Origin of the sequence: Ruminococcus sp. AF17-12 (assembly GCF_003479245.1) — a bacterium.
In the GTDB taxonomy this organism is placed as follows: Bacteria; Bacillota; Clostridia; order Lachnospirales; family Lachnospiraceae; genus Blautia_A; species Blautia_A fusiformis.
This window is the reverse complement of sequence record NZ_QUGY01000001.1, coordinates 313,153-327,970: the sequence shown is the minus strand read 5'-3', so window position 1 is coordinate 327,970 and position 14,818 is coordinate 313,153. Positions and strand designations below refer to the sequence as shown.

General features: G+C 44.7%; 14 protein-coding genes and 1 tRNA gene. 5 read left to right on the top strand and 10 right to left on the bottom strand.

What is annotated here, in order from left to right:
- Positions 1–6: 6 nt before the first annotated feature.
- The 7 genes from DWW77_RS01810 to DWW77_RS01780 form a co-directional block, all read right to left on the bottom strand.
- A complete protein-coding gene (locus DWW77_RS01810) occupies positions 7–1,776 on the bottom strand; it encodes a V-type ATP synthase subunit A (protein WP_015525389.1) in 1,770 nt (589 codons plus the stop codon).
- On the bottom strand, positions 1,769–2,356 hold the full coding sequence (locus DWW77_RS01805; protein ID WP_118607930.1) for a V-type ATP synthase subunit E: 588 nt from the start codon (positions 2,354–2,356) through the stop codon (positions 1,769–1,771). Before DWW77_RS01805 ends, DWW77_RS01810 begins: the two co-directional genes overlap by 8 nt.
- A 12-nt stretch (positions 2,357–2,368) precedes the next feature.
- Positions 2,369–2,677 (bottom strand): V-type ATP synthase subunit F, encoded by a 309-nt coding sequence (locus DWW77_RS01800; RefSeq protein WP_021653137.1) that lies wholly within the window; start codon positions 2,675–2,677, stop codon positions 2,369–2,371.
- A 1-nt stretch (position 2,678) separates the two neighbouring features.
- The gene (locus DWW77_RS01795; RefSeq protein ID WP_118607929.1) at positions 2,679–3,110 is read right to left on the bottom strand and encodes an ATP synthase subunit C; all 432 of its coding nucleotides are present in this window, start codon (positions 3,108–3,110) and stop codon (positions 2,679–2,681) included.
- 67 nt (positions 3,111–3,177) lie between these two features.
- A complete protein-coding gene (locus tag DWW77_RS01790) occupies positions 3,178–5,118 on the bottom strand; it encodes a V-type ATP synthase subunit I (RefSeq protein ID WP_118607928.1) in 1,941 nt (646 codons plus the stop codon).
- Between the two features lie 18 nt (positions 5,119–5,136).
- Positions 5,137–6,180 (bottom strand): V0D/AC39 family V-type ATPase subunit, encoded by a 1,044-nt coding sequence (locus tag DWW77_RS01785; RefSeq protein WP_021653135.1) that lies wholly within the window; start codon positions 6,178–6,180, stop codon positions 5,137–5,139.
- Positions 6,181–6,199: 19 nt separating this feature from the next.
- The gene (locus DWW77_RS01780; protein ID WP_021653134.1) at positions 6,200–6,520 is read right to left on the bottom strand and encodes a hypothetical protein; all 321 of its coding nucleotides are present in this window, start codon (positions 6,518–6,520) and stop codon (positions 6,200–6,202) included.
- A gap of 695 nt (positions 6,521–7,215) precedes the next feature.
- Between DWW77_RS01780 and trmB the strand changes: the two genes are divergently transcribed.
- The 5 genes from trmB to guaA all read left to right on the top strand — a co-directional run bounded on the left by trmB (position 7,216) and on the right by guaA (position 12,482).
- Positions 7,216–7,872: a tRNA (guanosine(46)-N7)-methyltransferase TrmB gene (gene trmB / locus DWW77_RS01770; RefSeq protein ID WP_092072632.1), complete on the top strand. Its 657-nt coding sequence runs from the start codon at positions 7,216–7,218 to the stop codon at positions 7,870–7,872.
- Between the two features lie 218 nt (positions 7,873–8,090).
- Positions 8,091–8,264 (top strand): hypothetical protein, encoded by a 174-nt coding sequence (locus DWW77_RS17895; protein ID WP_173739392.1) that lies wholly within the window; start codon positions 8,091–8,093, stop codon positions 8,262–8,264.
- A 94-nt stretch (positions 8,265–8,358) separates the two neighbouring features.
- A tRNA-Lys gene (locus DWW77_RS01765) sits at positions 8,359–8,431 on the top strand.
- Between the two features lie 811 nt (positions 8,432–9,242).
- Positions 9,243–10,784: an alanine/glycine:cation symporter family protein gene (locus DWW77_RS01760; protein ID WP_118607926.1), complete on the top strand. Its 1,542-nt coding sequence runs from the start codon at positions 9,243–9,245 to the stop codon at positions 10,782–10,784.
- Positions 10,785–10,904: 120 nt separating this feature from the next.
- Entirely contained in the window at positions 10,905–12,482 is a 1,578-nt protein-coding gene (gene guaA / locus DWW77_RS01755; protein WP_118607925.1) for a glutamine-hydrolyzing GMP synthase, read from the top strand.
- A 77-nt stretch (positions 12,483–12,559) separates the two neighbouring features.
- Here the strand turns inward: guaA and DWW77_RS01750 are convergent, their stop codons facing one another.
- From DWW77_RS01750 to DWW77_RS01740, 3 genes are all read right to left on the bottom strand, one after another.
- Entirely contained in the window at positions 12,560–13,741 is a 1,182-nt protein-coding gene (locus DWW77_RS01750) for a site-specific integrase (RefSeq protein ID WP_005333347.1), read from the bottom strand.
- A 34-nt stretch (positions 13,742–13,775) separates the two neighbouring features.
- On the bottom strand, positions 13,776–13,970 hold the full coding sequence (locus DWW77_RS01745) for a DUF3173 domain-containing protein (RefSeq protein WP_005333349.1): 195 nt from the start codon (positions 13,968–13,970) through the stop codon (positions 13,776–13,778).
- Between the two features lie 381 nt (positions 13,971–14,351).
- Positions 14,352–14,669, bottom strand: a complete 318-nt coding sequence (locus DWW77_RS01740; protein ID WP_005333350.1) for a helix-turn-helix domain-containing protein — start codon at positions 14,667–14,669, stop codon at positions 14,352–14,354.
- Between the last annotated feature and the right edge of the window lie 149 nt (positions 14,670–14,818).

Below are 14,818 nucleotides of genomic sequence, written 5' to 3'. Positions count from 1 at the left end.
CCTCCTTTAACCGTTTCTTTCCAGTACATTGTCGTAGAAGCGGTCGATATCTTTATGATATTCATCAAAACGCTCCGGCTCTTTATTTGGAACCTCGTATTTGATGGCGATGATACGTTCAAAGATCTTATCCTCCTTCAGCACGGAAACCGGCATGCCACGGTTTACAAGGGCACGGCATTTTTCGTAGAGATAGAGGATGGTTTCCATCATCAGGAACTGCTTTTCCATAGGAACACTGGTGTCCTCCTGGTGAAAAGCGTTCTGCTGCAGGAAGCCCAGACGGATAACCCTGGCGATCTCCAGCGTCAGCTTCTGATCATCCGGAAGAACATCGCTTCCGATCAGCTTGACGATCTCCATAAGAGAGCTTTCCTGGTTGAGGATAGCCATGATCTGGTTTCTGTCATAAACGAATTTCGGGGAGACATGCTCTCTGTACCAGGGAGTCAGGTCCTCCAGATATTCGCTGTAGCTGGTCAGCCACTGGATGGCAGGGAAGTGACGGGCATAGGCAAGAGCCTTGTCCAGTCCCCAGAAACAGCGGACAAAACGTTTGGTATTCTGTGTGACCGGCTCGGAGAAATCACCACCCTGAGGGGAAACTGCACCGATAATGGATACGGAACCCTCTGTTCCGTTCAGGTTCTGCATCATTCCCGCGCGCTCATAGAAGGCGGAAAGCTTACTTGCCAGATATGCAGGGAAGCCTTCCTCTGCAGGCATCTCCTCCAGACGTCCGGAAAGCTCACGGAGAGCCTCGGCCCATCGGGATGTGGAGTCTGCCATGATCGCTACATCATAACCCATATCACGGTAATATTCCGCAAGTGTGACACCTGTATAGATAGAAGCCTCACGGGCTGCAACCGGCATGTTGGAGGTGTTGGCGATCAGTGTGGTACGGTCCATCATCAGGTTTCCGGATTTCGGGTCGATCAGCTTGCTGAAGTCCTCAAGAACCTGTGTCATCTCGTTTCCACGCTCGCCACAGCCGATGTAGATGATGATATCTGCGTCTGACCACTTGGCGATCTGGTGCTGTGTCATGGTTTTTCCTGTTCCGAATCCGCCGGGAACTGCGGCAGTGCCTCCCTTGGCAATAGGGAAAAGGGTATCCAGGATTCGCTGACCGGTAAGGAGCGGAACGCTGGCCGGGAAACGCTTGTAGGTCGGCCGTGGAACACGGATCGGCCATTTCTGGGCAAGTGCCAGTTCTTTTTCAGTTCCGTCATCAAGGCGGATGGTAACAATGGGCTCCAGAACGGTATAGGCACCGTCAGGAGCTGCATGGATAACGGTTCCGTGTGTGATCGTGGGCGGAACCATGGATTTGTGAAGGATGGAGGCGGTTTCCTGTGTCTCGGCAATAACCGTGCCTGCACCGATGACGTCACCTTCCTTTACGGTAATGTGGGTTTCCCATTTTTTTTCTGTGTCAAGAGAGTCAACGCTGACACCACGGGAAATATATTTTCCAGAGGCCTGGGCAATCTCTGCCAGAGGTCTCTGGATACCATCAAAAATATTGTGGATGATTCCCGGACCAAGGAGAACGGAAATAGCGTCTCCTGTTCCGATAACAGTTTCTCCGGGTTTCAGCCCTGTAGTTTCCTCAAAAACCTGTATGGTCGTCATATGTTTCTTAAGACCGATGACTTCTCCAACCAGTTTTTCGGGGCCTACATAGACCATCTCGGAGATCTTGAAGCCGGTGTCGCCCTTGAGGTAGATAACAGGACCGTTAACACCGTAGATAATACCTGTTTTACTCATGTGCTGGACCTCCGTCAAATTTGAATTCTCTGTAAGCTGCCTGATAGCCTTCCTCAAAGGAATTGTCGATGAGGATATTTTTTTCAGGGATTATCGCCTTGATCCCGCCGATAAAGGATTCATCGGAAACCTTCAGCGGGAAACCGGTCTTTACAGTGAGAGACTTCAGACGGGGTTCATCTTCTTTTGAAAGATAGATCTGGATCTCATCGTGTTCCGCGAAGTAGACAGCCTCCTCGATCTTTGTACAAAGATATTCTTCATAGCGGGGAGATTCCATGAATTTCAGGATCTGTACCCGGACATCTGCAAAAAGTTTTTCTTTTAAGCGGCTCTGTCTGGCAGTCCAGTTTCGCCGGATGTGAAGCTGCTCTGCGGAAAGTGCCTTGTTGATCTCACGCTTTGCGTTTGCGATCTCGGCTTTGCGGGAACTGGCAGCATTTCCCAGAGACATTTTTTTATGTTCCTCCAGTGCGGCATCCAGGGATTCCTTGTGTTCCCGGACATCTTTTTCCGCCTGACGGCGTGCTTCGTCCACGGAGGTGTCATAGAAGTGTTTAAGCTTCTCTTCAATTGTCATAATATCACCTGCCTATAATTTTAATCCGATGGCCTCATTTACATAAGATGTAATGAAATCAGGTCTGCGGCCGGTACCATGTCTGTCAGGAATTTCAATGATGAGAGGTGTTTTGTGATGAAGCTTGACATCATCAATGATCTCAGGAAACTCCCGGCCGAATTTTTCGGTCAGGAGTATGATTCCGATCTCTTTGTCTGCGATGGTGCGCTCCAGAGCTTCCTTCAGCTCGTCGTGCTCATGAACGATCACACCCTCTACACCGGCCAGTCTCATTCCTGTCAGAGTATCAATATTGTCACTGATCAGATACATTTTCATATCAAAGTTTACCCAGGATCATGAAGGAGATGATCAGTCCATAAAGAGCAACACCTTCGGCAAGACCTACGAAGATAAGAGATTTACCAAGGATGCTCTGATCCTCACTGATCGCTCCAAGTGCTGCGCTTGCCGCACTGGCAACGGCAATACCACCACCGATACAGGAAAGTCCGGTAACAAGTGCTGCTGCGATGTAACCCATACCTGTTGCAAGGTCTGCGTCAGCGCCTGTAGCAGCCTGTACGGAAGCTCCGCCTGCAAATGTTACTGCAATGGCAACAAGCATAATCCCGAAGAAGAAAAAGGCGTTGACACCAAGAGCTGTTTTATAGCGGCCGCGGCTTTTTTCGCCGAGAAGATAATAACCAAATGGAAGAATGATGCTGAGTACAAGTGCAACTGCGATTGTGATCTGTGTAATGACTGTCATGATGATGACCTCCTTAATATTCGTTTAATTGAATGCCCGGATCAGAATGCGTTCCGACTCTGGCATTTTATTTGTTTTTTGAGCAGAACGGCTCGAATTTCCGTCCGCTGCCCTTGTAAAAACGGCTGAACATTTCGTAATATTCCAGACGGAGTACCTGGATACCTACGATCAGGCCCTCCATAGCGCATACGAACAGGTTTCCGAGAATGATGACGATCCAGTTCGGACTGCCGTTCTCCGCGCCTGCAAGCATAAGTACAACCTCCATCATAGCTGCGTGGCTGACTGCAAAAGCACCGATACGCACGAAGGAGAGTGTATTGGAAAAGTAGCTCAGGATAACCTCGAACAGTTCAAAGATACCCTGTACGATAAACATGCCTTTTTCTTTTGGCATAACCTCGGCCTTTTTTTCTACCAGGTTTGTAAGAGGCTCCTTGAAGAAAATAAGAAGCAGCGGTAAACCAAACATAATGGCAAGGACTGCACCACCCGGAACTGCATGTCCGGATACAAAGAGTCCGATGCAGAGAACTGCGGAGCCATAAAATACAAGTCCTGCCACAGCGTTGGTGTCAAACCAGGTTTTTTCAACATCATGCGTCTTAAAGGAATTGATGATGTTGAAAACCATACACAGGAGGATGATTCCCATGCCGAAGCCGATGGCAACGATAAATACGGTATTCAGTTTTCCGATAAAAGGTATGGTCGTCATACTGTCCACAGGCCGCAGCCATAGAGCAGGTATGACATCCTCAAATCCAAAGATACTTCCGAACATCAGACCGAAAAATGTGGAAAAGACTCCGGCGCAGCTGATGATTCCGGCAAGATCGATATGCTTCAGCTTGTACAGGAGCAATCCTCCGATAAAGAGCAGGAGTCCCTGTCCTGCATCACCGAACATGGCTCCGAAAATAAAGGAGTAGGTGATGGCAACAAACCAGGTGGGGTCCATCTCGCCATAGGCGGGAAGTCCGTACATTTTTACATACATTTCAAAGGGTTTGAAAAGCTTCGGGTTTTTCAGCTTGGTCGGCGGCTGATGGTTCTGGTCGTGTTCCGGCGTATTGGTATCTTCTCCGTCTACCAGGCAGAAGATTTTTTCGTCGGATGAGATATCGGCTTGAAAAGCTCTGGTGTCGGCTTCTGTCATCCATCCGCAGAGAATATAGAAATTTTCATGCTTTCCGGTGCAGGCTGCCGCTTTCCGGACATCGAAATTTCTGGAAAACTGAAGAAGTGTGTTTCTGGCGGTAACGATGGTTTCTGCCTGATCTGCAAGAAATCTCTGGTATTTCTGTTTCTGTGTTTCCAGATGCTTCAGGGCATCCTCGTATTGTTTGCTTACGCTTGAAAATGCCTGCTGGGCAGTTCCGGTATAATTATCCGGCACAAAGATCTTTTCAAAGTGCATAGAAGAGTAGGCGGCATCAATTTTGTGCGCATCATGCTTCGGTACGAAGTAAACGCCCCAGACGTATTGGTCATCTTCATCGCATTTAAGGAAGATCGTGTTCAGATTGTCGTAAATATATTTCTTGAATTTCTCATAATACTGTTTCTCGATACGTCCGAAATGAAAATGGATATACTTCAGATGAAGTATGGATGAAATATCATAATCAATATTTCGGAAGGGACGTATGATCCGCAGTGATTCTTCCAGAGAGGAACATTTTTCTTCCAGTTCGGACTGTTCCTTCTGGAGCTGATCCGCCTGGGAGCGGATCTCCTTTACTGTGGAAAGTGCTGTTTCAATACCCGGGCTTCTGTTGGAAGTGGACGGAGGAGTTTTCAGCTCCTCATAAATGGTATTGATGGAATTTAAGGCATCTCTGTAGGGGTTGACATCCAGGAAAGGCGTCAGACTTTCTACTGTGGTCAGCTCTGAGAGAGCGTTTTCCAGATGGATCTCGTACTTGCACAGGTAGGTGTTTACAACCCGGTCGATATCTGCCTTGGGACCGGTGATGCTTAGAAAATTCATTTTTTCAATCACGTTGCTACCTCCTGGTTATTAACCGTTGCGTATATAACGCAGGGATTGTTCTGGGTCCACGCCATAGCGCACGCATTCAAGGGCAATGGTCAGACGGTTGACTTCATGTTCTTTGTGATATAAATAGGAATAGATGACTGCTACGGAATAGGGATCCTTGCGTGCTTCCTGTTCCAGTATGCTGCGAAGAATATAGTTATAAAATTCTTCCAGACTGGCAACGGTCAGCTGTTCGTATTTCTTACCATAATAAGTTCCATTGAAGATACGACGGAACTCTTCTGGTGTAGGGGCCTCCACAAGGGTGGTGATCTCCTCTTTGCGGAGCTTGTAGTTCATGGGGACCAGCAATGCGTAAATAGCAGCCGGTTCCATCTGAAAGCAGCGTTTGGAGCGCTGGATGAACTGCAGGTTCAGCATATCGAATTTTTCACCGTAAGCCTTGGTGATCTGTTTCAGATCGTTACCTTTGAAAAGCTTCTTCCGCACATTCCAAATCTGTGAAAAATACGAAAGGTCAAGTGCCATGCCGAAGTCAAAAAGCGTGGCATTTCCACGTTCGTTGACCTGAGACAGCGGAATAAAAAAATCATTTCCCTTCAGTGCCGCAATGAATTCATCCATATTGGTGCAGGCGGTAAGCCTGTCAATGTCCAGCTTGGAATGATGTCTGAAAAAATCGCGGTAGGGAGAAATATCCACGGGATCGGTGTCCCGGTGGTCAAAGAGATTCGTCATGATTTCTTTCAGAACGCGGATCTCATAACGCTTCGAGTAAAGCGACAGGAACGTTCGCTGTTCCTGATTTGCAAAGTGGTAAAGCCTTGAAAAATTCAGGAAGATGGATTTCTTCAGGAGTTTTTCTATCTGTCCGCGGTGAAGATCATTTTCATCGAGACCGGACCAGATATTCTGATATTCGGGAGTCCGTTTCAGGTAGGCTGTTACCTGGGGGACATTGGGAAGCTGAACGATTTCTTCCAGCTGCTCATCTGTCACAAGCCTGCTCTGCATGGCGCGGATCTTGGTGGAGAGTCCGCTGTATGAGAGGACAGAGCCCATTGAATCACTTCCTTTCCCTTCAGGTTTCGGTGATGCCTGTTATTTTCTGAAACAGCTCACTGCAAAGACTTTCGTGATGGGCTTCGTAATAGGCATCCAGCCTGGATAGCTGGTCTTCGGTTTCTGCACGAAGCTCATTGATCCGGGCGTCTTTCTCGCGGGCCAGATCTTCACGGATCTTCCGGATCTCGTCGCTGGTTTCTTTTTCAAGTGAAGCGTCGAATTCCTTCGTCTGTTTTTCTGCTTCTTCCGAGAGAGCCTGTTTCTGTCGCGCAGCGTCCTGCATGATGGCATTGGCTGTAGCTTCGATTTCCGAAAGCTTATTTAGGATTTGTTCCATAACGCCCTCCTTGTTTGTTTATTGTTTATAATTGATTTTTATATGATACACCTTTTTTATGGTAAAAACAACTAAAAATTTGTTAATTTTTCTGCAAACTTTTGAGGGAAATGTGGGTAAAAAGATATTTTTTGGGGTTTTTGTGGGAAAAGAGGAAAACCGCAAAGGGGCCATAAAGCCATGGCCCCTCTGCACACCCCTCGGGCTTTTTTTTAGGAGTTCTTGGTTGTGGTGGTGTGAGGTTGTTGACTTGTGTATGTATGCTGCTGTGTTGGATGTGTGAGGTTGAGCCGATGTGTGTGGATGCGGATGGTGCTGGATGTGGACGGCGAGGCGCGTTGCTGTCGCCTGTTTGAGGGGATGTGTATATGGATGCGGATGGTGTTGGGGGTGGACGGCGAGGCGCGTTGCTGTTGCTTGGTTGAGGATTTTTTTTATTTTTTGCTTGCGGCGGGGTGGGGGTTACATGTATAGTTGAATATTGGGATGCATTGTACAGGGTGTTTTATCGGATATTCTGGAAGAGGAATGATGATTTTTTTGGATTTGTGCAGGTATTCTGGTTTGTGTGGCTGGTGGCGGATGTATTATAGTGGTTTCATTGGTTTGGGGAATTGTTATAGACTGCTTTTGCTGGCTGTGCAAGATAGTTATTTGATTTGTATATTATAGGAAGATTAATTTGGAGGTTATTTATGAGATTACGTAATATTCCCGGGGCGAAGGATGCGATTTTGGAGTGTGACTGGGTGATTGATGAACCGGAGAAGTTTAAAGGGGAATGGGCGAGTGTTTTTGGGGAGAAGAGACCGCTTTTTCTTGAGGTTGGTATGGGAAAAGGGCGTTTTCTGATGGATATGGCGCGGCTGCATCCTGAGAGGAATTATGTTGGAATCGAGATGTATGACAGTGTGCTGCTTCGGGCACTTCAGAAGAGGGAGGAGCTTGAGGAGGCCGGGGAGAAGTTTTCAAATCTGGTGTTCATCCGTGTGGATGCAAGGCTTTTGCCGGAGATTTTTGAGAAGGATGAGGTTGACGGGATTTATCTGAATTTTTCCGATCCGTGGCCGAAGGCCCGTCATGCCAAGAGAAGATTGACTTCCAGGGAGTTTTTGAAGAGGTATGAGCAGGTCCTGAAAAAAGAGGGTACTGTGGAATTTAAGACAGATAACCGTGGATTGTTTGAATTTTCCCTGGAAGAGGTGAAGGAGTCTGACTGGAACCTGGAGGTTTGTACGTTTGATCTTCATCATGATGAGGAGCTGGTGAAGGGAAATGTGATGACGGAGTATGAGGAGAAGTTTTCTTCCATGGGCAATCCGATCTGTAAGATGGTGATCAGACAAAAATAGAAGAGGTAAGGTTAGGTGGTTTTCAGAAGGTATCTGATATCAAAGCTTATCTGGCGCATAGATATTCTGCATTAATATAGAAGGTTGTTTTATCGGGCTGATCTGTAAACAGATCGGCCTGTTTTCATATAATAAATAAGAGGGAGCGTCAGGCAGGAATATACGAATCTGCAGGAGAAGCTGCCTGATCTGTATAAAGAAAGAGGGGAAGATAAGGTTTGAAAAAAAGAAAATCCAACTCATTCCGTCGAAATCTCAACAGTGTAAAACGCGGCGTCAAAAGCCAGGCATTTCAGATCAGAAATTCGCTGTCAGAAATAGAAAAATCACTGAACAAAATTGCATCAAATGAAGATATAAAAAATAAAAAAGAAAAAAATAAAAAAAATTAAAAAAAGGTGTTGACTTTCTTCAAATCATAACGTATAATACAACATGTCTTGAGGAACGAACGAAACAAAAAACGAAAGACAAATAATTAAATAAGCGTTTTTAGCTCAGTTGGTAGAGCACCTGACTCTTAATCAGGGTGTCCAGGGTTCGAACCCCTGAAGACGCACTAAAGGCACTGTTTTTGCAGATATAGAGCTGCGGGGACGGTGTTTTTTTGTTGTGTTTATTCGGGTTTCAGGGGGGATAAGGATATCTGGGCGTGAAGTGATGCGGAGTAAATGGACCGAGATGAAAATGTCGATCATCAGATAGAATCAGAATGTCTAATATAGACACCATGATTATAGGTATAGATCCTTTTGAATAAAGAAAGGATGGTATACTATGGGAGTTTGTAAGAAGATAAAAAGGAGGGCCGGGTCTTGGAAGGGACCCGGCAGAGTATGAAAAGAAAAATAAGTAATGATCTATAAGATGAAAAAGCTTTGTGCTTTATTTGTTTACTAATATACCGTCAAAATGTGATGGAACTGTGAGAAGCATTTTAAAAATTTGTGAGGAAAGTCTAAATATCTTATAAAGTCTGATAAACTGTGAAGCAGTTATTTGGTGTAGAGCCGCGTAGCGAAGCGGATTGCGAATATCCGCTTGACTTGAATCAAGTAAGTCCCCTGCGGGGGGCGAAAAGCAATAGCAGTCGGTGGGGCTTGTAAGAATAGAAAATTCTGAAATTTGTACAAAAATAGTGAAAATAAATAAGACTTTTTTAAGCCGATACGGTATAATAAACCATAGCATAAAAATCCGGAGGGGAAATGAACGAGTATGGATGTGGTACACATGTTATATGAACAGGTGCGGAAATTTTTCTGAGGGGTATAAATGAATATATCTATATTTTATGTCCAGCGGAAAATGTGATATCCGGAAAGATGGTTCAATTCTGAGGTATTCAGATGAAAAGGGAGGAGATGGCTATGGAGAAAGTGTTTGAGGCGATCAATGGAGTGTTCAGCTTTATCGGTCCACTGTCTGATTTTCTGTGGGAGTTCCCCACGAATTTTGACTGGTACAGCAGTATCCCGATTCTGGGAAATATATCCTTTGCGATCATATTACTTCTTGGGTCCGGGATTTTTTTCAGTTTCAGGATCGGTTTTATGCAGGTGACTTACTTTAAAAAAGGAATCCGAACCATGACGGAGAAACGTGTTGTGGAAACAGGAATTTCGCCGCTTGCATCGTTTTTCCTGAGTTCAGCTATGCGTGTAGGACCGGGAAATATCCTGGGCGTAACAGGTGCTATTGCAGTGGGTGGACCGGGGGCCCTGTTCTGGATGTGGATATCTGCGTTTTTCGGGATGGCAGTTGCATACATGGAGGGTGTCCTTGCTCAGATTTTCAAGGAGAAGAAGGACGATGAGTTCGTAGGAGGTCTTCCTTTTTATGGGAGAAAGCTTCTTGGAAATAAGGTATGGATCGGTGTTTTTCTTTCGGTATTGTATATTCTGTATGCGCTTTGCTGTCTGCCGGCACAGGGCTTTAACGTTGTTTCATCAGTAGGACGCATGGCAGAGATCGTAACCGGAAAAACCATTCCAAGCGGATCAGCCTTCTATTATATAGTAGGTACGCTGATCGTAATCCTCACAGCAGCTATCGCATTTGGCGGAATCAAAAAAGTATCCAAATGGACAGATATGATGGTGCCGGTGATGGCAGTGCTCTATATGGTAGTAGTGTTACTTCTTATCATCTTGAATTTTACCCGTATTCCGTATTTCTTCGGAAGCGTGTTTGCAGGAGCCTTTAAGCCGGATGCATTTTTGGGAGGTGTTTTTGGAACGGTTCTTGCACAGGGCGTAAAACGAGGCCTGATGTCCAATGAGGCTGGTCAGGGAACGATCACCATGTCAGCGGCAGCAGCTGACGCAAAGCATCCATGTGAGCAGGGTGTGATCGCTTCTCTGGGAGTTTTTCTTGATACCATTGTGATCTGCACACTTACCGGATTTGTGGTAGTTATGGCACATTGCTGGACGGGAGCAGATGCGGAAAGCTGGCAGGCTCTTGATAAACTTCCAAAATATACGGAGTCCATTGCTGTGCTGACTCCGGGAACTGCAATGAACGGGATCGTTACATTTCTTGTAACCTTATGTTTCTGCCTGTTTGCATTTACCTGTCTGCTTGGAATGATCAGCTTTTCCGAGATCGCGGCAAACCGTATCCGCAAGGATAAGATATGTATTAATTTTGTACGCTGTATCGGTCTTTTTGTTGCCGCATTTGGTATCCTCTGTAATATCGCAGGACTGGAGCTTGGAAATCTCTGGGCATTTTCTGATCTTGGAAATATTCTGATCGTATTTTTCAACGTACCGATCGTTTATGTCGGTGCGAAATATGTTTTCCGGGCGACTAGACATTATAAGAAGAATGACGGTACTCCGTTTACATCGGAGGTAATTGGAAGAAATGACTGCGCTTACTGGGATGAGCAGGCAAAAAAGCAGTAAAAAATTTTTCCGGAAAATAAAAATTCCGGCGGGAGATAAAATTAGCATTGTAAAAGTGCATGTACTCATTTATAATGAGTAACAGATTCTAAAGATGTTATAAATAACAGGAGGAAAGCCTTGAAAAGAGAATTAGTTATTGTCATTGATTTTGGCGGTCAGTACAATCAGCTGGTTGCAAGACGTGTCAGAGAATGCAATGTATATTGCGAAATTTATTCTTACAAGACAGATCTTGAGAAGATTAAAGCGATGAATCCTAAGGGAATCATCCTTACCGGCGGACCAAACAGCTGCTATGAGGCAGATTCACCGACTTACCAGAAGGAATTATTTGAGCTTGGTATTCCGGTACTTGGACTTTGCTATGGAGCACAGCTTATGATGCATGTCCTTGGCGGAAAAGTTGAGAAGGCAGATGTCAGCGAATACGGTAAGACAGAGCTTCTCATCGATAAGAAAGATTCCAGGATCTTCAAAAATGTATCCGACAAAACAATCTGCTGGATGAGCCATACAGACTATATTTCCCAGACTGCACCGGGATTTGAGATCGCTGCACATACTGCAGACTGTCCGGTAGCAACTGCACAGAATGAAGAGAAGAAACTGTATGCGATCCAGTTCCATCCGGAAGTACTGCACACAGTAGAAGGAAAGACAATGCTGTCCAACTTCGTACTTGGTGTCTGCGAATGTGCCGGAGACTGGAAGATGGATGCCTTTGTTGAACATACGATCAAAGAGATCCGCGAGAAAGTCGGTGATGGAAAAGTTCTCCTTGCCCTGTCAGGTGGTGTAGATTCCTCCGTGGCAGCAGGACTTCTTTCCAGAGCGATCGGCAAGCAGCTTACCTGCGTATTTGTAGATCATGGCCTTCTTCGTAAGGATGAAGGTGATGAGGTTGAAGGTGTATTCGGACCGAATGGTCAGTTTGACCTGAACTTTATCCGCGTGAACGCACAGCAGAGATATTACGACAAGCTCGCCGGTGTTACAGAGCCTGAAGCGAAGCGTAAGATCATCGGTGAGGAATTTATCCGTATCTTCGAGGAGGAAGCCAAGAAGATCTGTGCTGTAGATTTCCTTGCACAGGGAACCATTTATCCGGACGTTGTAGAGAGCGGTCTCGGTGGAGAATCCGCAGTGATCAAATCCCATCACAACGTAGGAGGTCTTCCGGATTTCGTTGATTTCAAAGAAATCATTGAGCCGCTTCGTGATCTGTTCAAAGATGAGGTCCGTAAAGCTGGCCTTGAACTTGGAATTCCGGAAAGACTGGTATTCCGTCAGCCATTCCCGGGCCCGGGACTTGGAATCCGTATCATCGGTGAAGTCACCGAGGAAAAAGTACGCATCGTACAGGATGCAGACTACATCTACCGTGAAGAAGTCGACAATGCAGCCGCCGACTACAAAAAAGAACACGGAGAAGATCCGTCCTGGATGCCGAACCAGTACTTTGCAGCCCTTACAAATATGCGAAGCGTAGGTGTAATGGGAGACTTTAGAACATACGATTATGCAGTGGCGCTCCGCGCCGTTAAGACTATTGACTTCATGACTGCGGAGTCTGCTGAGATTCCTTATGCAGTACTTAATAAGGTGATGAACCGTATTATTAATGAAGTTAAGGGCGTAAACCGCGTATTCTATGATCTTACTAGTAAGCCGCCTGGAACGATTGAGTTCGAATAGTTCACGCTGGGCTACAAAGCCCGTAACCACGGGGCTTTGCGGCTTTGGGTGTTTGAAATTGCATTATCATTGCATTTTTATATTTCTTTGTGATACATTGCAGTATGCTGATTACTGGTATAATTAGCAATACTTTGAGAAGCTGACTGGTAGCTGAGAACCCCGGTCAGCTTCTTTGCAATCTCAATATTGGTGTTTGGATACAGATGACCATAAGTTCCTAGTGTCGTCTGTATTTTTTCATGTCCAAGACGCTCTTTAATCAGCAGTGGATTTTCGCCCATGCTGATAAGCAGGGAAGCATGCGAATGTCTCAGGGCATGAATTTTGATTCTGTGAACACCAGCTAAATTTGCCAATTTCTCCAATGCTCTTGGAAGTGTTGTTTTGCTGGTGGGTGTACTGTTATAACTCAGGACGAATCCACAATTTGGTAAAACCTTTGCCTGAACCGCCTTCCATTCTTGTAATTCCTTGATGGTATCAGCATCAATATAAATGGTACGGTTGCTTGCCTGCGTCTTAGGTTCAACGAATTTGTAGTCATTCATTGTTTTATAGTACAGTGTTTTACTAATAATCAGCATACCTGTTTCAAAATCAATATCATCCCACTGTAAGGCGGCAGCCTCTCCAATACGCATTCCAGTCATAAATAAAAGCCAGAACGAGATGAAGAGATAGTGCTCGTAGTAGTCACCTTTGTACAGCAGGGATATTACCTTCTGAAACTCCTCCAAAGTCCAGAAGTCGATCTTTACTTTTTTAGATTTGATATTGCCGATCATGCGGGCAGGATTCTTCTTTGCAAGTCCGAGGATAATCGCCCGGTCAAAAGCTAAACATAACATTCCCTGAACAATGCGTACATAGTTTGGACTGAATTGTTTTGCCAACTTGAGCTGCCAGGTCTGTACATTTATCGCTTCTATTTCGGACACTTTCTTCTTGTAGAAATAGGCAAAGTGTTTTTGAATGGTCGAGTAACGATTCTTGTAGGTACTTTCTTTCACCTGAGTTTTGTACCACGGAAGATAGATTTCTTCAATAAACTTTTTGAAGGTAATGTCTTCCTTCTTATCAGCTAATTCTTCCGTTGATGCAAGAATCAATTTGGAATACTCGGCACGGGCTTCTTTTTTTGTTGAGAATCCGCTGCGGTATTTTTGAATCTGTTTTCCGGTTACAGGATGATATCCGAGATTGGCTCGAAAATAATAAGTGCCGTTTTCTGCTTTTTTAATTGGATCTTTTGCCATGATTTCACTCCTTACTAAAATGCAAAAAGCACGATCATTCTTGCTTATCGGGCAAAGTAATCCCTAATAATTCTTCAACGGCTTCTTTTGGAACCCTGTCTAATTTTCTGGATTGATAATAGGTATGCCCCTTTTCTACCATAAGTTCCTTTGCTTTTTTTATAATATCAGCAGCAAAGGAAGGACCGTAGCCTAATTCAATCAAATCCCTTTTTGTTACAGTTATCATGAATCTCCTTTCCACAGACAGGGAATCAACTTGATACCTGTCTATTATTATATCAAATTTTGAGTAAAAGTTCTCTAATAAAAGCGCTATAAGCTAAAATCCCAAAAGTCTATGTTATTCTTTCAGAAGCCAGTTCCTATGCCCGTTCCGGCCACGTAAAACGGTGTTACTTTGTAACTATTAAGCTGCAGGCGTGCGAAGATGCAAACTATCTGCAGTCACCTATATCAATCTCCCGAAAGATTTCTTTTGTTTTCAAGGTACGGCGAATGGATATATTACCCATTCAATTAAGGAATAGGGGACTTTTCTTTAAGATTGAAAAATTTTGAGAAAAAATGATAAAAATAAAAGCTGCCTTGATTTGGCAGCTACGGAAATCTATTTGCGTTTTAGAGCCAGACGATTCAGCATGGAAATGAGCGCAAGCATATCCTCGTCATCGAGTTGTTTCATCAGATCAGTTGCTTTGTCAATCAGAGGAAGATTGTGCAGCTCTGAATCGAAGAACTGTTGAGGAGTGACTTCCAGATAGTCACAGATATCCAGAAAGCTCTGCATGGTAGGCAGAGAACGTCCGGAAGTGAGGGACTGGATGTAGCTTTTATTTTTGCCAAGATCCAGACTCATCTGATATTCAGATACATTTTTCTTTAAACGCAGTTCGCTGATGCGTTCTCCAATAAAGTTTTTATCCATACATTTACACCTCTCTTCCACATTTTAAACTATTTACTTACAGCAAATTACGGAATAGAATAGAGATATATTTGAAATATAGTGATTATTCCGTAATATAACCGTAATTTACTAAAATGATACAAAAAAGAAATTATGGATGATAGAAA